We start from the raw sequence: 21,009 nt of genomic DNA on the forward strand, positions 1-21,009 counted from the left end.
CAATGATAATGCGGATATGCCCACATATCACTCATAAACGGACACACGGGCATCTATGATCACTTAAATGACTTTTGACTCAGCTATCGCCCGCATCACCTGCGGCAATCGCGGCTCACCGGCGGCGAGTGGATTTTCCGCAACCGACGGGTAAGGACAGTACGATTACCCGTACGATCGCGGATGAGCGGAGGCGTTGTGGACTCGGACTCGGTGAGAAATCGGCCGGCTGGACGCCTGCCCCAGATATGGGGAAAGGTGCCTCCTCGGAACAAGAATTTCACCGGCCGGGAGCAACTCCTCGAAGATCTTCACCGCAATGTCGTCGGCCGGGTGACCGCCGTGCTGCCGTACGCCCTGCACGGCATGGGCGGTGTCGGCAAGACGCAGATCGCGATCGAGTACGCCTACCGCTACCGGTCCGAGTACGACCTCGTCTGGTGGATCCCGGCCGACCAGCACCGGCTCGTCCCGTCCGCGCTCGCCGCCCTCGCGCCCCTGCTCGGCCTGGAGTCCGCGCAGGCGGCCGGCATCGACGACGCGGCCAACGCCGTGCTCACCGCCCTGCGCCGCGGCGAGCCGATCGACAAGTGGCTGCTCGTCTTCGACAACGCCGAGAATCCCGAGGAGATCATCCGCCTGGTGCCGCTCGACGGTCCCGGCCACGTGCTGATCACGTCGCGCAACCAGGAGTGGGCGAGCGTCGTCGAGACGATCCACGTCGACACCTTCACCCGCGAGGAGAGCATCGAGTTCCTCAGCCGCCGGGCGCCCAAGTCGGTCACCCCGGCCGAGGCCCACCTGCTCGCCGAGCGGCTCGGGGACCTGCCGCTCGCCCTGGAACAGGCGGGCGCGCTGCAGTCGGTCACGGGCATGTCCACCGAGGAGTACCTGGACCTCCTCGACAAGCAGCCGGCGCAGCTGCTCAACCAGATCGGCGCCCCGGAGTACCGGGCGCCGATGACCGCGGCCTGGCAGCTCTCGGTGAGCAAGCTCCAGGAGGAGCTGCCCGAGGCGCTCGAGCTGCTGCGCGCCTGCGCGTTCTTCGGCCCCGAGCCGATCCCCCTCGACGTCTTCCGGCGCAGCACCCTGCCCAAGGACTCCAAGCTCCACCCGGTGATCGGCAACGCGATCCGCCGCTCGCAGGCGCTGCGCATGCTGGGCCGCTTCGCGCTCGGCCGCATCGACTCCGACAACCGCACGATCCAGGTCCACCGGCTCATCCAGGCCCTGGTGCGGGCCTCGCTCTCGCCCGAGGAGCAGTCCGTCTACCGGGACGAGGTGCACCTGCTGCTCGCCGGCGCCGCACCGCACGACCCGGACGACGAGTCCCGCTGGCCGCGCTTCGACGAGCTGGTCGCCCACGTCGAGCCGACGAACATCGCCGACTCCACGCGGGAGCAGGTACGGGAGTTCGCGCTCAACGTGGCGCGCTACCTCACCAACCGCGGCGACTTCGCCACGGCCCGGGCGTTCATCGACCGGTACCTGGCCTCGTGGCGGCGGAACACCGACCCCGACGCCCGCGAGATCATCCTCGCCGAGCGCCGGCTCGCCACCATCCTGCGCGAGCAGGGCGACTACCGCGCGGCGCACGAGATCGTCGAGGCGACGCTGCCGCGCGCCCGCCGCGTCCTCGGCGAGGACGACGAGATCACGCTCAGCCTGCTCAGCCTCGCCGGCGCCAACCTGCGCGCCCAGGGCGACTTCCGCGCCGCCCTGGAGCAGGACCGCATGTGCCGGGAGCTGCACGAGGCGCGGTACGGCGAGCGCGACCCGCGCACGTTGCGGGTGACCCACAACTTCGCGCTCGACCTCGGCCTGATGAGCGACTACCCGGGGGCGCGCGCCCTGCACGAGGCCGTGTTCAACGCGCAGAGCGAGGCCACCCAGGGCGTCAGCAAGCTCAACGTGCTCGCCTCGTGGACCGGCCTCGCCCGGGCGGTACGGCTGTGCGGCGACTACAACGAGGCCAGGTTCCTCAGCGAGGACGCCTACGACTTCGGCCGCCAGGAGCTCAGCGCCGACAACCCGTGGACGCTGCGCACCGGCAAGGAGCTGTCGATCGCGCTGCGCCGCTCGGGCGCCGTCGAGGAGGCGCTGGAGCTCGCCCGGGAGCTGGTCACCAAGTTCACCCGCATCGTCGGCAAGGACAACCCCGGCACGCTCGCCGCCGAGGTGGCCCTCGCCAACGCGCTGCGCGCCGCCGGGCAGATCGACGAGGCGTTCCCGATCGCGCAGGACACCGCCGAGCGCTACCCGAAGGTGTACGGCAAGACCCACCCGTACACCTACGGCTGCCTCACCAACCTCGCCCTGCTGCAGCGGCTGCGCGGCCGGGCCGACCTCGCCCGCGAGCTGAACCAGCAGGCGCTCGACGGCCTGGACGCACGGCTCGGCCGCGACCACCACTATCCGCTCACCGTGGCCACGAACCTCGCCAGCGACCTCGCCGCGCTCGGCGACGTACAGGCCGCCCACGACCTCGGCAGCGACACCCTGCGGCGGCTCAAGGCCAAGCTCGGCGACCACCACCCGATGACCCTCGGCTGCGCCGCCAACCTCGTGCTCGACCTGCGTGCCCTTGGCGCCGAGCGGGAGGCCGACGCGCTGCACTCCGAGACCCTCACCGCCTACGCGCAGACGCTCGGCCCCGACCACCCGGACACCAGGCTCGCCGAGTCCGGCACCCGCCTCAACTTCGACTTCGACCCGCCGGACATCTGATCGGCCTCCCGGCCGGCCGTACGGCTGCGCGCCTGCCACGCCTGGCGCGGCTCGGGCGCGGGCCGCATGCGAGGCACCGGCGTGATCGCCCCGCGTCCGGGGCGGCGTCCCACGGGCGGCTTCGCACCATTGCTTCGGCCGCGCCACGGGTTCACCGGATGGCCCGCGCGGTTGCACGCTCGTCCGGCGCGCGCCACGACGTCGCGTGCGGCAACGGCTTGACCTGCCACGCGGTCAGGGCGCGCACCATCACCACGGCCGGTCCGCGCCCACTCGACCCGTCCGCCGGGTCCGGATCAGCGGGCCGACCATGGCGCTGTGTGCTTGCCGCTGCCCGCGATACGCCTCGACCTCCCACCGCGCACGCACCACGGACTCGCGTTCGGCATCGGCCTGTCCTGCCACGCGGTCAAGGTACGCGGCATCGCCGAAGCCATCCGCGTCGTGCGGCGGGGCCGGACTCACGCCGCCGGGCCCCGGCTCACCGGATGGGCATGCGGTTGCGCACCCGCCACCGCCTGCGGTGCAGCTCGGCCTCACGCCGGGCGCGTACGGCCGCCTCGCGCGGCACCGGCTCGGCCTGCCACGCGGTCAGGGTGCGCAGCATCGCCGCGGCGAGCACCTTTCCGGCCTCGGTGAGCAGCCGCTCGGCGAGCAGGGTGCGGGTCACCTGCAGCGCCCCGGCCCGCCAACGGGCGTACTCGGCGTGCGCCCGGATCGCCGCGGCCCCGCGTTCCCGGTGGCGCTGCCGCCGCCAGAACCCGCTCACCGCGAGGTGCGCGAACGCGCCCTGCATCAACCCGGCGGGCGGACGTGGGTCGTCCCGCCACGGCGCGTAGTACCGCCGGTGGCCCACGCCCGACCGGACGAGCGGCACGATGTCGATCACCGCGTTGAGCTTGCTGTGCTGCACCTCGTGGACGAGGGCCGCGGCCAGGGCGGGCGCGTCCACCGGCCGGGACACCGCGACCGCGCCGAACGCCTCCGACGAGGTGGCGCTGCGCTGCCCGGTGGGCGGCCGTTCGAGCGGCGTGATCGCCCGCATCACCGCGGCCACCTCGGCCGCCGCCACCGGATGGCCGGTGACCAGCACCTGCCAGGCGTCGTGGAACACCGCCCGCCACTCCGCCGCCTCGGCCGCGGTGAGCCGCCCGTTCACCAGAGCGCCCGGCATCCGGAACGGGTCGAGGTCGTCGACGAGGACGCGGATCGTGAACTTCCCGGCCCCGGCGGCGAGCGCGCGCATCCCATGCCATCCGGGCGCGTCCGTCTCCGCGTCGGCCGGTATCGCCACCCGCGCGCCGGTGGCGATCACCTCGGCGCCCGCCGCGCCCGACCGCACCAGCGCGAACCGATCCGAGGTGCCGAGCAGCGCCCGCCCCAGGGACGGCAGCGTGACCGCACCGTCCACCACCGGCACCTCCACCGCGCCCTCGGCCCCGCTCTTCACCAGCACCGCCGCGGCGAGGGCGGCGAGCCCCGCCGGCCGGGCGGCCGGGCCGGCCGTCTCCCCGCGCAGGCCGCGCAGGGTGTGGAAGGCCCACGCGCCGACCGCCGGATGCCGCAGCACCTCCCCGGCGACCCCCGGGTACCGCCGCTGAAGCCGGGCGAGCAGCTCGTAGCCGTGCCGTACCCGCTCCGCCTCGGGATGGCCGACCCGCCGGGCGGTGTCCATGACGCCCCAGAGCAGCAGCATGCGCCCGTCGTACTGCGCGGCCGCCAGCCGCTCAACGATCTTCGTGACGTCGTCCCCGCCGCCGAGGGCGACGAGCTCCTCCTCGCCGAGACGGTACGGCACCGGCCTCATCGCGCCACCCGCCCTACGGCCGCCCGTCCGCGCAGGTCGGCCTGCATGCGTGACCGGATATGGGTGATCAGCCGGAACAGATCGGGACAGTAGACAGAGGGATTCGCGAACCCGGTCCCCCTGCGGTAGCGGTGCGCGAAGTGCCCGCCCCCGCAGACCCGCCCCACCGGACAGGCCCGGCACCGCGCCGCCTGCCCTGCGACGCCGAGCTGCCGCGCCGCGAACCCCGGCAGCGCGAGCGCCTGGTCGAAACGGTCCCTGGCCACGTGCAGCCCGGTGGCGGGCGCCCCCGGGTACGCCGCCTTGAGCGCCGAGCCCTGCTCGATGGCCCCGTCGGTCTCCACCACGACCGTGGCGGCCGGCGAGATCCCGACGCTCTCCACCGTGCTCGCCCCGCCGAGCAGCAGATGCATGATCTCCCCGAACAGCCGGACCCGCACCGGCATCGGCGCCGTGCCGTACCACCGGTCGAAGATCGCGATCAACCAGTCCGCGTACGGCGTGGCCGCCGCGCCCGGCGCCCGCCCCGGCGGCGGCCGCTCCCAGTTGGCCAGCGGCAGCAGAAAGTCGATCGTCGGCGGCCCCCACGCGAGCAGCGCCTCGTACGTGCGCACCGGGTCGTTGCGGATGTCGATCGTGCACAGCAACCGGTCGAACAGGTGCCGGTACCGCTCGCCGGTGAGCAGCCGCAGCCCGGCCGTCACCGCCGCGTGGCTGCCCCGCCCGTCCGGCGTGCGCCGGTGCCGCTCCTGCGCCTCGGCGTCCCCGTCGAGGCTCACCCCCACCCGGACCCCGAGCTCGTCGAAGAGCCGCAGGTAACGCTCGTCGAGGAGGACCGCGTTCGTCTGCACCCGCACCCCGACCCGGGCCGCGCCCCCGACGGCCGCGCGGATGGTGCGCACGACATGGCCGAGGTGCTCCACCCCGGCCAGCAGCGGCTCTCCCCCGTGCAGCACGACCTCGACCGCGTCGAGCCCGTGGGCGTGTACATGCTCGGCGATGCGCGCGGCGGTCTGCTCGATCACCTCCCGGCTCATCCGCCGGGGCCGGAAACGCCAGCTCTGATCTGGCATTTCGTACATGTAGCAGTAGTCACAGGCCAGATTGCACCGGCTGTGCACCTTCAGCACGAATTCCCGAAAGGGATACGGCCGCCAGCCCTCGGCCAGCAACGCCCCGACGTCAAGCGTCGCCGGCCACTCCCGCCCGAACGTTCCCCCATCCCCCGCGCGCCCCACGCACCGCCCCCTCACGCCCTCGCCAGCGGGCGCAGCCACCAGTGGCCGTCCCATTTGGCCTTATATCACCCATTAAAACTAACCAAACCATATAGACAAACACTCTTTACAGATGCCTGTCCGCGAAGTCGGCCATCGCCCCGGTTAACCCCGGCCGAATCGTGAGGGAAATTGCCAGGTGTCACGTTGTGCTCTGCCGCATCGTGCTATCCCTGGCCGCATAGAGGCGGCACCTCGTACGCTGGACGAACCAAAGGCTTCAGGAGGTGCGAGGCCGTGTACGACGACGCCACCGTCGGTGCCCGCCTCAGAACGCTACGCCGCTGGCGGCGGATGACGCTGGCTCAGCTCGCCGGGCAGGCCGGACTCAGCGTGAGTTTCCTCTCCATGGCCGAGCGCGGACAGCGAGCCCTGGACCGCCGTTCCCACATTTCCGCTCTGGCCGCTGCCCTGCAGGTATCCGAGACCGAGTTGCTGGGCGGCCCGCACCTGGGAGACGATCCGTTGCGCGCGGGCCCGCATTCGGCGATTCCGCCCATCCGGGTCGCGTTACAAACCAACACACTCACCGCCCCGGCCGTCGACCGTGCCCGGCCGATCGACGAACTCGCCGCCGAACTGCGACGCGTCGAGGCCGCCTCAGCGGTTTGCGACTACATCGAACTCGGCCGCCTGCTCCCTCCGCTCCTGGACGAGCTGCACTATCACATCGCCCAACCAATCGGCGAGCGAGAACAGCGGGCCGCGCTGGAAATGCTCATCGAAGCGTGCCATCCGGCCTCGGTCAGGAGTAAGGATCTGGGCTATCCGGACCTCGCCTACCTGGCGGCAGCCAGGGCGGACGCGGCAGCCCGCATGCTCGACGACCCGATCGCGATCGGCAAGGCCACGTACCTGCTGATTCAGGCGATGCCGCGAGCCGGAAGCTGGGAGCGGACGCACGCCGCCGCTCTCCGCGCGGCCACCGCACTCCAGACGCACGCCCGTACTGACGAGGGCATCGCCGTACTGGGCATGCTCACCCTGATGGCCGCCCTGAGCGCGGCCGTCAGCCTCCGGCTCGACGACGCCGAGGATCTGCTGAACGAGGCCGCCGAGCTCGCCACACGCGTTCCCGACGATCCTGTGAACAACTGGGGATCATTCTCCGCCACCAACGTGGGCGGATGGCGGGTGGCCATAGCCGTGGAAACCGGGCGCACCGGACGCGGCGTGCTGGAAATCGCCGAGCGAATCGACCGCAGCCGGTACGGCACGCGCCGATCGCGGCACGCGATGCTGCTGGCCGACGTCGGCCGCGGCCTGGCCAAGGAGCGGAGCACCCGCGACCAGGCGATCGAGTGGCTGCGGGAGGCGGAGCGAATGGCCCCGCAACGGATTCGCAACGACGCTCGGGTACGCGAGACAGTGGCGGTACTGCTGGAGCAGTCACGCGCAGCGGCCGCCGGCCGGGAGCTACGCGGCATGGCCGCCCGAATGGGCGTCCCCCACTGACCATGCCGGATCGGTCTATTTCACTCTGGTGAAACACTACACAGACAGGTGACTACTTTCCGTGCGGTGATGGGCACGGAAAGTAAGACCGGAACCACCTGCTCGGCCGATTGTCGAGGATCGTTCTCGAGGCGGGAGACAACCTCGCCAGAGCACACCGCTGCCTCCGGCCCGTCACGCCGATGCAATCAGAGGACGCTAGCGAGGCGATATCGTGGCGCAGCGGGCCATGCCAGCCCCTTGTGTGACAAGGCTCCCGTCAACGGGGGCACGCCGTCGCACCTGCACACCAGTCGGATGCACGCGTCGCGACCTCGCACCGTCCTCGCTCCCCCTGTCCAAGCGAGGTTCTATGACGCGCCGTCCGTCAGGCGACTCCTTCCGTACCTGGGATCTGCCGCCCGACCTTCGTGCACCTGCCGTCGCCCGGGACCTAACCCGGAAGACCTTGGCCGACTGGGGCCTGGACGCCGTCGCGGACGACATCCTCCTCGTCGTCTCAGAGCTGGTCACCAACGCCGCCGTACACGGCGCGCCGCCCATCCGCCTCCAGCTACGGCTGGGGCCTGACTGTCTGTACGGCTCCGTCGTGGATCACGGCGGAATCTTGCCCCGCCGCGTGAACATGCAAGACGACATGACGGAGCACGGCCGCGGCCTGGCCCTAATCTCCACGATCACGACATCGGCGGGCTGGAAACACACCCCCGCAGGCGCAACACACGTGTGGTTCACCTACAGATTGCCGAGGCGATGAACCCCCACCCCATCCCCATACCGTTTCGACCATGACAGCCGCCTGCCATCGCCCGCGCACTGCGGGCGGCTATCAACGTTGCGATCCCTCCAGGGATGATCGAGAACCGCTGCACCCGGCCCGCAGATTCCTCCACTCGGACACGTTGCCATCCCTCCAGGGGTGATCGGCGACCCCAGGTAAAGTCGCAGGTCAGCGCCGTAATACAGAGGACTCGCGGGCTCGTTCTTGCAGCGACCCGGCGGTAGTGCACCCTCCCTGGTCAGAGCGCTGATCAACTGCCCCACCCCTATAGGTCTCCCTGGCCGTTCTACCAACAGTCAGAGGAGTCTGCTGCCAGTTTCGCGTACCTATGTGGCTACCTCGCGGCGTTACTCGAGGGCGCGCGCTGCTCGACGCGAACCGCTAGCCGTACCCGGTCGGGAGGCCGGTGAGCCAAGGCCACGAAATGAGAAGACCTCCGGCGGGGAGAAGAGGCTTCTCCACCAGGCCGGAGGTCTTCAGGTGCTGCCACGCTTGTCCTCGCAGAAGTGCCGGTGTCGGTCTAGCCGGGTGGCGGCCGCATCGCCATGCGGCTTCCGCACGTCAGGGTGCGTCGCCGCGACGACGACAAGGGCGGCCGTACCCGCGTCGTCACCCCGGAGCAAGGGCTCAGCCGGCGCTCGCGTGCGGGACGTTGGTGCCCTCGGGGATGCGGTACGGCGTGCCGGAGCCGGGGCGGACGTCGAAGTCGAAGATGGCGGTCGGGATGTAGACGGTGGCGCAGGCGTTCGGGATGTCGACGACGCCGGAGAGGCGGCCCTCGATGGGGGCGGCGCCGAGGAGCAGGTAGGCCTGTTCGGGCGTGTAGCCGAAGGTGGTCAGGTAGTTGATCGCGTGCAGGCAGGCGCGCTGGTAGGAGAGGTACGGGTCGAGGTAGCGCTGCTCGCCGTCGAGGGTGACGGAGACGCCGGAGAAGGCGAGCCACTCGCTGTACTGCGGCGCGGTACGGCCCGGCATGAAGATGGTGTTCTCGCCGACGTGGTACTTCTCCATGCCGCCCTTGATGAGGTCGACGTGGAGGTCGACGAAGCCGCCCATCTCGATGGCGCCGCAGAAGGTGATCTCGCCGTCGCCCTGGGAGAAGTGGAGGTCGCCGAGGGAGAGGTTCGCCCCGGGGACGAAGACCGGGTAGAAGACGCGGGTGCCGATGGTGAGGTTCTTGATGTCCTGGTTGCCGCCGTTCTCGCGCGGGGGCGCGGTGCGGGCGGCCTCGCGGGCGACGCGGTCGAACTCGGACTCGGGGACACCGCCGAGGATGGCGCCGTCCGGCTCGGGCGGGAGGGCGAGCGGGGGCACCCGGTTGGGGTCGGTCTCGATCAGGGCGCGCTCGCGGGCGTTCCACTTGGCGAGCAGCTCGTGGGACGGGGCGGTGCCCATGAGGCCGATGTGCGGGATGCCGACGAACGACACCGCGGGGATGTGCCGCGAGGTGGCCGTCTGGCCGGAGAAGTCCCAGATCGCCTTGTACGCGTCAGGGAACTGGTCGGTGAGGAAGCCGCCGCCGTTCTTCTTGGCGAAGATGCCGGTGTAGCCCCAGCCCTGGCCGGCGAGCGGGCCGCTGTCCTCGTCGGGGATCGGGCCCATGTCGAGGATGTCCACGATGAGCAGGTCGCCCGGTTCGGCGCCCTCGACGGCGAACGGGCCGCTGAGCGCGTGCACCCGGTTGAGCGGGGCGTTGAGGATGTCCTCGGCGGAGTCGTCGTTGCGGATCGCGCCGTCGAACCATTCCCGGCAGTGCACCCGGAAGCTGTCGCCCGGCTTGACCGTGGCCACCGGCGGGATCTCGGGATGCCACCGGTTGTGACCGACCTTGGCCTGTTCGGTAAAGCTCTTGGTCGAGTCGAGCGGGAAGATCAGTTCAGGCACGGCTGGCTCCTTTCCAGGCGGGTACGGTCACGGACGCGGCAGACGGCGCGTGGCCGGATGGGTGGCGACCCGGGCCGGGGCCCGGCGGCGCGGCGGGAGGGACGTGACGACCTCGGGCTCGTGGGCGCTGCGTTCGGCGCGCTGCATCGCGGCCGACAGGGCGGCGGGCGTACGGCTCAGCATCGGCGGGGTGAACACCCGCGTCGCGGTCGTGCCGCACTCCGGGCACGAGACGGTGGCGGGCGCGGTCCCGATCGGAAAGGCGACCTCGATGTCGGCGCACTGCGCGCAGCGATAGCCGTATATCGCCATGCGAATTCCCTCTCGTTTTCCTTTCGCGCGAAGCCGACGTGAAAGTGCCCCAGCGTACGCCGTTCCTGTCGGCACGACCTGCGACAACTTGCCCACAAGAGGGCACTCAAGCAATTTAACGGGCGATTGATTCGAAATCGACCTCAAATATGCCAAGCTTGCTCGCGGAGTACGGCAGGGCACGGCACGCTGCGACAAAACGTCGATAAGGCGTTTGCCATGAACACGTCGATGGAAATGGCCGGGAAAGGCCTCATCCGCTCAAAACGCCCCGGGCCACGGCGTGCCCGCGGAACGTTCCGCCCCGCTCGGCTCCGCGCCCGGGCCGCAAGGTACGGCTCGGCGGCCGTGGCCGGGGCCGCACGGCGGTGGCCGGGCGGTACGGCTCCACCGGATCTCCCGGAAGGCCACGGACGCCGGCGGCCCCTACCGTCACGGGCACCGGCCCCGGGAAGGCGCGGTCGTCACCCTGCCCGAGGACCGGGCACACCTGCCCGGCCCGGCCACGCGAACACGTCCGGCCATGCGAAGGGGCGTGCTCGCCCCGATACCCCCGTCTCGATCCTGCTCGTGAGCACCGATAACGTGGCCGGCAGCGGGTCGGGATCGGACAACGGGCATCCCCTTTCGTCCGTGTTCCACGGCGGCATTCAGGTGCCCGGGGGAACGCGTTCCCTCCGGCACCCGGGGCGTCGTGCCGCGAGAAACGCGATGAGGGACCGGACGATCACCATCACCGATCCCTCAAAATCGCGACACAGCAGCACAGACGCATAGATATGCGGTCAAATAGGTCGATTGGAACACCTGTCACTCACTATCGAGTGCCGGATCACCCGAGAGAAGAGGAGTGGCCGCATCCGGACACGAAGACACACAGGCGTAACACCTGCAGTCCCAGGGGCACCACACGTATCGGACATCACAGAAAGGGACGGGCCGTTTCCCCGATTAGCGCATCTTCCGACTTGACCGATACCCGGGACGCGCCCCCGCCCGGATCACCGGCCTGCATCCGCCGCACTCCGTACACCCGGCTCCGCGGAGTTCATGCGCGGCCGCCGATCTCAAGGCCTCCGGGTGCTCGCGGCGTACGGCCCGGCGCGCCCACGTCGGCGGACTACGCACGCGCCGTCTCCGGTATGTGCAGCGGCCGGACGCGGCCACCGAGGGCCACGCCCGGCCGGTACGGCAGGCGCTCGTGCTCGGGCCTTCCGCGGCGGACGAAACCGATGCCGCCCTAGGGGTCACCGCGCGGCGCGTTTCCGCTTGGGGTAAGAGGAATCCCCGGCCAGGAGCGAGACAGGGAAGGGTGACGCGGAGACGCTCCGGCGTAGGGCCGCATCGAGGCCCCGCCGGCCCGGCCGTCGGCACCGGCCGCACGATCATCCGCACGACCACGAGAACCTCACGGCGGTGGTGGCCTGGCGTCACCCGACGGGCGGGAGGTTCGTTTGTCGCGTCCCAGCAGCCGCCGGATGGCCAGCATTAGCCTTCGCCACCAGGGCATACCTGAGTCAGCTTTTGGAACCACCTGCTGGCGGGGCCTCGTCCGGACCCTCCGCCGATGCGTTCGATGGGTCGTCCGGTTGCCCCTCGCCGGGCGGTGGCTCGGCGGAAGGGGGCGAGCCGGGAGAGTCGCCGGTGACCGGCGTCCCCGGGCCGGCGTCCGATGCCGCACCCGCCGCGGCGGCGGTCTCGCCGCCAGGGACGACGGCCCCGCGAATGTCCTCGAGGATGGCCACGATCCTGTCCTTGGAAGAGGCGGACCTCTCCAGGGTCGGCTTCATCTCGGACAACAGCGCGGCTATCTGCTGCGGGGATCCGCACGAGTCGGCGACCTTCTCCTCGGCCTCCTTGACCCGTCGGAACTCCTTGCCGATCTCGGACTTCACACGGCGCAGGAGATCGCGTCGCGCCTGCTCGACGGCCGCCAGGGCACGCTCACGGGCGTCGTCGTATGCCGTGATCGCGGCGAGCAGCTCCTCGCCGAGGTCCGGGGAGTCGAACAGGTCCTGTAACGGGATGCGCCTCTCCTCTTCCCTCGGCGCGTCCTCCACGACCGCGTCCTTCAAGGCGTGCAGCTTCTTCAGTCTCGCGTCGAGCCCGGACAACGGACCTCCCCTGTTCTCCCGATGCCGACGAAATATCAGGACGGCCAGGAAATCGAAATACCACTGGCACCGTTCGGAACCGGAAAACGACAAGGGACCGGGTAAGAAGAACGTCACCGTCCCCTCGCGCCGACGCAGGGAAACGTGAACGCGGCGATATGTGATCGGGTGGTCCGCTCGAGAAACCCACCACTCACTATCGAGCGGCGATGAACCCGAGAAAAGGGATTGGCCGCAAGCGGACGCGGGATCCGCGTACCCGCATCACCCGGGTCCACACGCAGAACCGGGTCACCAGCCGAAACAGAATAGGGCGGGGTGTTTTCGCGATTAGACGATCGCCTGTTCACATTCGGTACACGAAGGCAAAAATGCCGCCGAATCGGCCAATTCGGCGGCACGGCGAATCACCTGACCGCCCGCGACCGGGCGCGGGCGGGTGTGACGGCGTAAACGGACGCCGGCCCGGTCCTCCCCCGGGGCGGCCAGACAGGGGCATGCGGCCGCCCCGCCCCTGCCGGCGTATGGGCCTCAGGCGGTGGCCGGGGCGGCGTCGTCGGAGAGGCCCGCGGCCTTGCGCAGGGTCTCGGCGAGGTCGGTGCGCTCCCACGGCAGGTCGATGTCGGTGCGCCCGAAGTGGCCGTAGGCGGCGGTGGGCGAGTAGATCGGGCGGTGCAGGTCGAGGCGGCTGCGGAACGCCGCCGGGCGCAGGTCGAAGTGCTCGGTGACCAGCCGCTCGATGAGCTTGGGGCTCACCCGCTCGGTGCCGAAGGTCTCGATCAGCAGCGACACCGGCCGCGCCACGCCGATCGCGTACGCGACCTGCACCTCACACCGCTTGGCCAGCCCGGCCGCGACCACGTTCTTGGCCACGTGCCGCACCGCGTACGCCGCGGACCGGTCGACCTTGGACGGGTCCTTGCCGGAGAACGCGCCGCCGCCGTGCCGGGCGTACCCGCCGTACGTGTCCACGATGATCTTGCGTCCGGTGAGCCCGGCGTCGCCGACCGGGCCGCCGACCACGAACCGGCCGGTGGGGTTGACCAGCAGGCTCCCCCGCAGGGCATCCGGGTCGTACAGCCCGGACGGCAGGGTGGGCACGACGACGTGTCGCCACAGGTCCTCGCGGATCTGCTCGTTGGTCACGTCCTCGGAGTGCTGGGCCGAGATGAGCACCCGCTCCACCGCCACCGGCGTGTGGTCGACGTACCGGATCGTCACCTGGGTCTTGCCGTCCGGCCGCAGGTACGGCAGGGTGCCGTCCTTGCGCACCTCGGCGAGCCGCCGGGCCAGCCGGTGCGCGAGCGCGATCGGCATCGGCATGAGCTCGGGCGTCTCGTCGGTGGCGAAGCCGAACATCATGCCCTGGTCGCCCGCGCCCGCCCGGTCGAACTCGTCCTCCGACAGCCGCTCCCGGTACTCCTGGGCCGCGTCCACGCCCTGGGCGATGTCCGGGGACTGCTTGTCGAGCGCGACGAGCACCGCGCAGTGGTTGCCGTCGAAGCCGTACCGTCCATCGTCGTAGCCGATCCGGACGATGGTGTCGCGGACGATCTGCGTGTAGTCGAGGTTCACCGGCGTGGTGATCTCGCCGGCGAGCACCACCATGCCCGTGGTGACCAGCGTCTCGCAGGCCACCCGGGACTGCGGGTCGTTGGCGAGCGCGGCGTCGAGCACCGCGTCCGACACCGCGTCGGCCATCTTGTCGGGGTGGCCCTCGGTGACCGACTCCGAGGTGAACAGGTGGTCGCGGGTTTCCGGCAACGACATCGGGAGGCTCCTTGCGGTTCGCTCGTCACTGGCGATTTTTAGCGGAGAGACTAGGGCTCCGCCACGTCATATCACACCATCCCGCCCGGGATTGGCGGAGATTCCCGTCACCGGCGCGGTACGGCCGGGCATTCCCTGGCGACGAACCGGCCCGCCGGGCACCGGCCGGGAACACGGTGACCTGATTCACTTGCTTCCGGTTCGTCTCCCCGCTCGATTCACGACATTTCGGCCGCGCGGAATGATCGACGAGGATCCACCGCGGCCGATTTCCCGGTCGATCTCGCCGTGCCCGCTCCGGGCCACCGTACCCCAGGAGGCCGGACCGGATCAGCCCGCGCCGCCCCGGTCCGCGGCGGTGACCCGGCAGGCGAGGTGGAGGGCGAGCCGGTCGTCGGGGTTGCCGAGGTCGACGGTGAGCAGCTCCTCGACCCGGCGCAGCCGGGCGGCGACCGTGTTGCGGTGCACGCCGAGCACGGCGGCGGCGTCCGCCGTCGAGCAGCCCGCGTCGAGGTAGGCGGCGAGCGTGGCGACCAAATCGCCGGGCTGCGACCGCAGCGGCTCCAGTAGCCGGGCCGCGGCCGGGGCGAAGGTCTCGCTGCTCGCCCACGCGGTGAGGAGCTGGGCGAGGCCGAGCCGGTCGATGTGCACCAGGCGGCCGGTCTGCGGGCGGCCGCGGGCGATCCGGGAGGCGTCCCACGCCTCGGCGAGGCTGCGGGTGAGCCCGGGCGCGTCCGGGTGGGCGCGGCCGACGCCGATCGCGCAGTCGAACCGGCTCGCCAGGCGGCGCCGTACCTTGCGCAGCGCGGCGATGAGGTCGCGCCCGGCGTCCTGGCCGGGCTCGGCGCGCGCGGTCGTCCACCCGGACCAGCCGTCGCCGCGTTCCACCACGGTGGCGTCGACGCGCTCGGCGGCGAGCGCGGCGGCGACCGCGTCGGTGTGCCGCAGCAGGTCCACCTCGCCGAGCGCGGCGATGTGGAAGGCGACGTGCCAGCCGTCGAGCCGCCACCCGATCTCCGAGGCGTCCCGCCGCGCCGGGTGCCCGGGGTCGAGGCGGCCCTCCAGCAGGTCGCCGAAGAGGCTCGCGCGCAGCCGGGCGTCCCGTTCGAGCACCACCCGCCGGGTGGCCTGCCAGCGCTGCAGCGCGAGCGTGCCCGCGCGCAGCACGTCCGCGACCGCCCGCGCCCACGACTCGGGCACCGGGCCGAGGGCGGCGGCGATCCACGCGTCGACGCCCCACCCGGTGGCGGCCGGGACCGGCACCACCACGGTGGTGCCGCCGTGCTCGATGAGCGTCTGCGTCACCGGCCGGTACGGGTCGAACCCGGGCGGCGGCCCGAACCCGTCGGTGATCGGCGCGCCGTCCGGGCCGAACACCGCCACCGGCCGCTCGAGGATCCGGCCCAGCGCGCGGGCCACCTCCTCCGGGCCGAGCGGCGCGCCGGTGAGCGACCGGTGCGCCCGGTGCAGCAGCTCGGCCGCGGCGACCGCGGGCGCGTACAGGAACGCGGCGGCGTCCCCTGCCCAGCGCAGCGGGTCGTGCCCGACCGCGAGCACCGGCAGCCCCAGGTGCCGGGCGAGGCGGCGGCTGCCGTCGAGCATGGTCTCCTCCCCCGGCCGCGGCGACGGCACCGCGAGCGCGGCCGCGTCCTGGTCACGCAGCCGCCGGATGGTGGCGTCGAGCCGCCACGAGCTGAGGTACCCGGCCGGTACGGCGGGGCAGAGCGCGATCGTGCCGGGCCGGACCGGCCCGGTGCCGGCCGCGTCGACGAGCACGATCCCGGTGACCGGCCGGTCGAGGCCCTCGTCGCCGGTGAGGCTCACCGCCTCGGCGAGCGGCGGGTAGCCGAGCAGCCGGCGCAGGGTGGGCGCGCGTTCCGCGGTCATGGTCGCTCCGGCGGCGGCGAGTCCGGCGAATCCGGTGAATCCGGCGAGTCGAGCGGGCCGAGCGGGTCGATCCGGTCCTGCGGGCCGAGGCGGATCGGGTCGATGTCGAGCCCGAAGGCGCGCGGCCCGACCGCGTGGGTCGCCGCGGGCCGCCACCAGAAGGCCGGGCCGGGCAGGTGGAAGGCGACCACGTCGAGGCCGCCGCGCACGGTGTCGCAGGGCACGGGCGTGCCGGTGGCGCGGTCGACCACGCACAGGATGTCCGGGGTGGAGGCGACCGGCCGCCCGTCGACGAGGGCGAGCAGGTACTCGTTCTCCATCTCCAGCCGCAGCAGGCCGCCGCCGCGGTGCGCCTTGATGATCACCGAGCCGCGGCCGAAGCCGACCGTGGCGCGGTGCCGTACCACCTCCATGACCCGGCCGGCACCGAGCAGCCGGCCGCCGAGCGCGGCGACCATCTCGTGCGGGTCGGCGCTGCGGCTCCAGGCGGCGTGCCGGGCGCCGAGGCGCAGCGCGCGGCCGAGGGAGCCGGGGATGGTGAGCCGGTCGAGGTCGGCGACCCGCAGCGGGCGCATCGCGAACGCGGCCCAGCCGCCGAACTCGCTGAGCGCGCCGCGGACCACCCGCTCGGCGGCGGCCGGCGGCATGCCGTCGAGCACGAGCAGCCGCCCGCTCGCGTCGCCGATCGCGAGCGGGGTGATCGGCTCGCCGAGCGCGGCCACCGACATCTGGTCGATCCGCGGCAGCGCCCGGCCCTGCAGGTCGGCGTCGATCACCGGGAGGCCGAGCTCGGCCGCGGCGACGAACACGACGATGCCGTTCACCCCGCCCACCTCGATCGCGATCACCCCGACCGGGGCGACCCGGGTGCGGTCGAGGATCGCGGCGAGCACCGGCGTCCACTCGCCGCCGGACGGCAGCCGCTCGTAGAACACGGAGACCGCGCCGACCAGGCCCACGGGCACCACGTACCCGTCGCCGCCGCCGACGTCGCCGGCGTCGAGCAGGGTGATCGGCCCGGCCGCGGTGAGGGCGTGGCGCAGCACGCGGGCGGCGAGGTCGGTCTGCCCGCCGCCCCCGGAGCCGAGCAGCGCGGTGCCGCGCGCGAGGTCGTCGACCTCGGCGGGCCCGAGTCGCATCGCCACCCGATCAGCCTGACACGGATTGCGGTCGGACCGTAACCGGCCTGCCATCCCGGCCCGGAATTTTTCCGGGATGACAGGCCGGGGCCTTACTCCGGCACCAGCTCCTCGACCGGCCGGAACTCCACGTCCAGGCCGAAGGCGCGGGGCCCGAACACCGCGAGCGCCTCGGGGCTGCGCATCAGGTCCGGGGTGCTGATGCCCACCACCACGGCCCGCTGGCCGTACCGCAGGCCCTCGGTGGTGATCGGCTCGGCGGTGTCGATGTCGAGCACGCAGATCAGGTCGGGCACGACGCAGCGGACCTCGCCGTTCACCCGGGCGACCAGGTGCTCGTTCTGGAAGGTCAGCTCGAGCTTGCCGTCGCCGTCGAACGCCTCGAGCGTGGCGTTCCCCCGGGCGAACCCGGCCTCGGTGCGGCGTTCCACGTCGACGACCTTGCCGCGGAACAGCACCCGCACCTTGTTGTAGAGGGTGTCGGCCATGGTCGCGGCGAGCGCGGCGATCGGGTCGCGGTGCTCGGCGCGGGCCGTGCGCAGCGCCCGGCCGATGCGCAGGCCGAGGGTGAGCGTGTTCGGTACGGCGGTGCGCTTCACGTCGGCCCCGGTCATCGAGTACTCGGCGATGTGCGCCACGCCGCCCATGCGGATGGTGATGCCGCGGGCGAGCCACTCCATGCGCTTGTTGTCGTGCCCGGTGTCGATGATCACCATCTCGTCGTTCTCGCCGCCGATGGCGAGCGGCGAGCCCGGCACGCCGTACACCGAGAACGTCTCCATCTGCAGCTCGGGGAACGCCCGGCCCATGCCGTCCGCGTCCACCACGGGCAGCCCGGTGTGCGCGGCGACGAGCAGCGGGATCATCGAGTTGATGCCGCCGCACTCGATCGGCATGGTGGCGTCCGCGCGCCGGCCGAGGTGCCTCTCGAGGGTGCGCAGCGCGATCACCGCCTCGTCGCCGCGCGGGATCTTCTCCACCATGACCGTGGGCGCGCCCATCTGCGCGGTGGGGATGACGAACATGTCGTCGTCGAGCTCGGCCGGGTCGAGCACGGTGATCGTACGGCCGGTCTCCTTGAGCGCCTGGTCGACGAGGAGGCGGCCGATGTACGGGTCGCCGCCCCCGCCGGTGCCGAGCAGCGCCGCGCCGCGGGCCAGGTCGGCGAGGTCGGCGCGGTCGAGGGTGTAGCTCATGCCGCCACCTCCGTGGGGATCCGCACCGGGTCGTGGTCGTAGCCGAAGTACCGGGGGCCGACGAGCTCGACGCCCTCCGGGCTGTGCCAGCGCGGGTCGCACGGCGCGGCGATCACCCGCACCCGCTGGCCGTACCGCAGGGTCTCGGTGGTGATCGCGGTGCCGGTCTCCGCGTCGAGCACGCAGATCAGGTCGGGCACCGAGGCGACCACGGTGCCGTCCCGCACCGCGACCAGGTGCTCGTTCTGGAAGCGGAGGGTGAACTCGACGCCGGTGTCACCGCCGGTGCCGGTGAGCGTCGCCTCGCCGCGGGCGAACCCGCCCTCGGTACGGCGGGCCACGTCGACGACCTTGCCGGTGAACAGCTCGGCCCCGCCGAGGCGGTCCACCACGGCGGCGACCGGGTCGCGGTGGCCGGCGCGGGCCTCGCGGACGATCCGGCCGAGCTCGGCGCAGAGCGACACGGTGCCGGGCACGAGGGCCTTGCGGGCGGTGGCGCCGTCCATCGGGTAGAGGCTGATCATCGCCGAGCAGCCCATGTCGATGGTGGCCGAGCGGGCGAGCCGTTCCGCCCAGTGGTTGTCGATCGTGTCGAAGATGCCCTGGTTGCCCTTCTCGTCGGCGATCGACATCGGGGTGGCGGTGATGCCGTACAGGGTCGGGATCACCATCTGCAGCTCGGGGAACGCGCGGCCCATCGCGTCCGCGTCGATCACCGGCAGCCCGAGCTGGGCCGCGGCGACCACAGGCACGAGCGCGTTCACCCCGCCCGCCTCGGCGCACACCACGTGGGTGGGCTCCACCCCGAGGTACCGGGCGAGGGCGCGGACGGCGGCCGCGACCTGCTCGATCGAGGGCACCTTCTCCACCATCACGGTGGGCGCGCCCATCATCGCGACCATGAAGGTGGCCGCGTCGTCCGGCACCTGGTCGAGCGGCACGATCTCGGCCGGGCCGTGCGCGCGCACCGCGGCGCCGGCGAGCAGCCGCCCGATGTGCGGGTCGCCGCCCCCGCCGGTGCCGAGGATCGCGGCGCCGACTGCGAGGTCGTCGAGGTCGGCCTCGGTGATGAGTCGCTCAGCCACGGACCGCCTCCACCTGCAGGTCGCCGACGGCCTTGACCCGGATCCGGGTGGCGTTGCCGGGCAGGTAGGCGAGCGGCACCTCGTCCACCTCGACCACCCGCACCGAGCCGGGCTTGGCGCCCGCGGCGATCGCCCGGTCCACCGCCTCCTGCTTGGCGGCGTCGAGTACGGCACGGCGCTGCCCCGGCTCGACCGGGAAGATGCGGTCCACCATGCCGCCGATCTGCGCGATCGCCGCGCCGATCGCGTTCGCCACGGCGAAGTGGTCGGGGCGGTGCACCCGGCCGGAGTCGCCGAAGGAGTCGGGCAGCAGGATCGAGCCGCCGCCGACCGCGACCACCGGCAGCGGGTCCGGGGAGGTGCGCATGCGCTCGATCGCGTCGGCGATGTCCTCGGCGATGCGCCGCAGCGCGGCCTCGGCGAGCGACCGGTCGACGACCCCGCGGACCAGCGACGGGTCGCCGATCTCGGCCCGCCCGGCCGCGACCGCGACGTCGGTCGCGGTGAGCGTGTCGCCGCCGAACACCAGCGCCCTCTCGACGAGGCGGTAGCCGACCGAGTCGGGGCCGACGGTGACCTTGCCGTCGGTTTCCCGGACCCGGCTGCCGCCGCCGATGCCGAGGCTGAGCACGTCCGGCATGCGGAAGTTGGTGCGGATCCCGGCCACGCTCACCTCGGTGGTGGCCTCGCGCGGGAAGCCGTTCTGCAGCACGCCGATGTCGCTCGTGGTGCCGCCGACGTCGACCACGGCGCAGGTGTCCACGCCGGAGAGGAACGCCGCGCCGCGCATCGAGTTCGTCGGGCCGGAGGCGAACGTGGCCACCGGGTAGCGGCGGGCGAAGTCGACGTCCATCAGCGTGCCGTCGTTCTGGCTGAGGTAGAGCGGCGCGCGGATGCCCGCCGCGGCGAGGGTCTCGGCGAGGCCGTCGACGATCCGGTCGGCGAGCTCGCGCAGCGACGCGTTGATGATCGTCGCGTTCTCGCGCTCGAGCAGGCCCATCCGGCCCACCTCGGAGGAGAGCGAGACCGCGAGGCCGGGCAGCTGGGCGGCCAGGATCTCCGCGGCGCGCTGCTCGAACTCGGCGTTCACCGGCGAGAACACGCTGGAGATCGCCACGCTGCGGATGCCGTGCCTGTCGATGTCCTCGGCGACGTGGAGGATCTCGTCCTCGCGCAGCTCGGCGATGTGCCGCCCGTCGAACTCGTGGCCGCCGTGGCACAGGTACGCCCGGCCGCTGATCGCCTTCACCAGCCGCTCCGGCCAGTCGACCATCGGCGGCAGCGAGGCCGTCGACGGCAGGCCGAGCCGTACCGCGGCGGTGGGCGCGAGCCGGTCGGCCTCGACCAGGGCGTTGATGAAGTGCGTCGTGCCGATCATCACGGCGTTCACCGCGGCCGGGTCGAACGCGCGCTGGCGCTTCAGCTCGTCGAGGGCCGTGGTGATGCCGCTGGTCACGTCACGGGTGGTCGCGGTCTTCACCGCGGCGAGGACGGTGGTGCCGTCCATGAGCACGGCGTCGGTGTTGGTTCCGCCGACGTCGATTCCGATCCGCATGAATTCGGTCCTTTGATCAG

14 protein-coding genes are annotated in these 21,009 nt (G+C 72.1%); 3 read left to right on the top strand and 11 right to left on the bottom strand.

All coding sequences use genetic code 11. The features are described from left to right. The first annotated feature begins 183 nt into the window (after nucleotides 1–183). Entirely contained in the window at nucleotides 184–2,727 is a 2,544-nt protein-coding gene (gene fxsT / locus FHX40_RS21245; protein ID WP_142261247.1) for an FxSxx-COOH system tetratricopeptide repeat protein, read from the top strand. Between the two features lie 481 nt (nucleotides 2,728–3,208). Here the strand turns inward: fxsT and FHX40_RS21250 are convergent, their stop codons facing one another. Together FHX40_RS21250 and FHX40_RS21255 are read right to left on the bottom strand one after the other, a co-directional pair. Continuing rightward, a complete protein-coding gene (locus FHX40_RS21250; RefSeq protein ID WP_142261248.1) occupies nucleotides 3,209–4,534 on the bottom strand; it encodes an HEXXH motif domain-containing protein in 1,326 nt (441 codons plus the stop codon). After that, nucleotides 4,531–5,787 (bottom strand): FxsB family cyclophane-forming radical SAM/SPASM peptide maturase, encoded by a 1,257-nt coding sequence (locus FHX40_RS21255; RefSeq protein WP_342353872.1) that lies wholly within the window; start codon nucleotides 5,785–5,787, stop codon nucleotides 4,531–4,533. Before FHX40_RS21255 ends, FHX40_RS21250 begins: the two co-directional genes overlap by 4 nt. A 261-nt stretch (nucleotides 5,788–6,048) precedes the next feature. On the opposite strand from FHX40_RS21255, the gene FHX40_RS21260 reads away from it, so the two are divergent. Both FHX40_RS21260 and FHX40_RS26315 read left to right on the top strand, forming a co-directional pair. After that, nucleotides 6,049–7,266 (top strand): helix-turn-helix domain-containing protein, encoded by a 1,218-nt coding sequence (locus FHX40_RS21260; protein ID WP_142261250.1) that lies wholly within the window; start codon nucleotides 6,049–6,051, stop codon nucleotides 7,264–7,266. A gap of 352 nt (nucleotides 7,267–7,618) precedes the next feature. After that, a complete protein-coding gene (locus FHX40_RS26315; protein WP_170198912.1) occupies nucleotides 7,619–8,023 on the top strand; it encodes an ATP-binding protein in 405 nt (134 codons plus the stop codon). A 651-nt stretch (nucleotides 8,024–8,674) separates the two neighbouring features. On the opposite strand, the gene fmdA is transcribed toward FHX40_RS26315, so the two are convergent. From fmdA to FHX40_RS21310, 9 genes are all read right to left on the bottom strand, one after another. Beyond that, the gene (gene fmdA, locus FHX40_RS21270) at nucleotides 8,675–9,931 is read right to left on the bottom strand and encodes a formamidase (protein ID WP_142261252.1); all 1,257 of its coding nucleotides are present in this window, start codon (nucleotides 9,929–9,931) and stop codon (nucleotides 8,675–8,677) included. 27 nt (nucleotides 9,932–9,958) lie between these two features. Beyond that, a complete protein-coding gene (locus FHX40_RS21275; RefSeq protein WP_142261253.1) occupies nucleotides 9,959–10,243 on the bottom strand; it encodes an FmdB family zinc ribbon protein in 285 nt (94 codons plus the stop codon). Nucleotides 10,244–11,760: 1,517 nt separating this feature from the next. Continuing rightward, nucleotides 11,761–12,474, bottom strand: a complete 714-nt coding sequence (locus tag FHX40_RS21280) for a hypothetical protein (protein ID WP_142261254.1) — start codon at nucleotides 12,472–12,474, stop codon at nucleotides 11,761–11,763. A gap of 414 nt (nucleotides 12,475–12,888) precedes the next feature. Beyond that, on the bottom strand, nucleotides 12,889–14,127 hold the full coding sequence (gene metK, locus FHX40_RS21285) for a methionine adenosyltransferase (protein ID WP_142261255.1): 1,239 nt from the start codon (nucleotides 14,125–14,127) through the stop codon (nucleotides 12,889–12,891). Nucleotides 14,128–14,457: 330 nt separating this feature from the next. Further along, nucleotides 14,458–16,014, bottom strand: coding sequence for a helix-turn-helix domain-containing protein (locus FHX40_RS21290; protein ID WP_142261256.1), 1,557 nt, complete (start codon nucleotides 16,012–16,014; stop codon nucleotides 14,458–14,460). Continuing rightward, on the bottom strand, nucleotides 16,011–17,153 hold the full coding sequence (locus FHX40_RS21295; protein WP_142261945.1) for a DUF917 domain-containing protein: 1,143 nt from the start codon (nucleotides 17,151–17,153) through the stop codon (nucleotides 16,011–16,013). Before FHX40_RS21295 ends, FHX40_RS21290 begins: the two co-directional genes overlap by 4 nt. Nucleotides 17,154–17,245: 92 nt before the next feature. After that, nucleotides 17,246–18,349, bottom strand: a complete 1,104-nt coding sequence (locus FHX40_RS21300) for an S-methyl thiohydantoin desulfurase family protein (protein WP_142261257.1) — start codon at nucleotides 18,347–18,349, stop codon at nucleotides 17,246–17,248. Next, nucleotides 18,346–19,434 (bottom strand): S-methyl thiohydantoin desulfurase family protein, encoded by a 1,089-nt coding sequence (locus FHX40_RS21305; RefSeq protein ID WP_142261258.1) that lies wholly within the window; start codon nucleotides 19,432–19,434, stop codon nucleotides 18,346–18,348. The genes FHX40_RS21300 and FHX40_RS21305 overlap by 4 nt, the downstream gene beginning before the upstream one ends. Further along, the gene (locus FHX40_RS21310; RefSeq protein ID WP_142261259.1) at nucleotides 19,427–20,989 is read right to left on the bottom strand and encodes a hydantoinase/oxoprolinase N-terminal domain-containing protein; all 1,563 of its coding nucleotides are present in this window, start codon (nucleotides 20,987–20,989) and stop codon (nucleotides 19,427–19,429) included. Before FHX40_RS21310 ends, FHX40_RS21305 begins: the two co-directional genes overlap by 8 nt. Nucleotides 20,990–21,009 lie beyond the last annotated feature (20 nt).

The organism is Thermopolyspora flexuosa, from assembly GCF_006716785.1.
GTDB lineage: Bacteria > Actinomycetota > Actinomycetes > Streptosporangiales > Streptosporangiaceae > Thermopolyspora > Thermopolyspora flexuosa.

What these genes read in the sequence shown, in the direction of transcription:
- FHX40_RS21295 (WP_142261945.1), bottom strand. Translation starts at nt 17,153, where the DNA reads ATGCGACTCGGGCCCGCCGAGGTCGACGACCTCGCGCGCGGCACCGCG.
- FHX40_RS21250 (WP_142261248.1), bottom strand. Translation starts at nt 4,534, where the DNA reads ATGAGGCCGGTGCCGTACCGTCTCGGCGAGGAGGAGCTCGTCGCCCTC.
- FHX40_RS21300 (WP_142261257.1), bottom strand. Translation starts at nt 18,349, where the DNA reads ATGAGCTACACCCTCGACCGCGCCGACCTCGCCGACCTGGCCCGCGGC.
- metK (WP_142261255.1), bottom strand. Translation starts at nt 14,127, where the DNA reads ATGTCGTTGCCGGAAACCCGCGACCACCTGTTCACCTCGGAGTCGGTC.
- FHX40_RS21290 (WP_142261256.1), bottom strand. Translation starts at nt 16,014, where the DNA reads ATGACCGCGGAACGCGCGCCCACCCTGCGCCGGCTGCTCGGCTACCCG.
- FHX40_RS21310 (WP_142261259.1), bottom strand. Translation starts at nt 20,989, where the DNA reads ATGCGGATCGGAATCGACGTCGGCGGAACCAACACCGACGCCGTGCTC.
- fxsT (WP_142261247.1), top strand. Translation starts at nt 184, where the DNA reads ATGAGCGGAGGCGTTGTGGACTCGGACTCGGTGAGAAATCGGCCGGCT.
- FHX40_RS26315 (WP_170198912.1), top strand. Translation starts at nt 7,619, where the DNA reads ATGACGCGCCGTCCGTCAGGCGACTCCTTCCGTACCTGGGATCTGCCG.
- FHX40_RS21275 (WP_142261253.1), bottom strand. Translation starts at nt 10,243, where the DNA reads ATGGCGATATACGGCTATCGCTGCGCGCAGTGCGCCGACATCGAGGTC.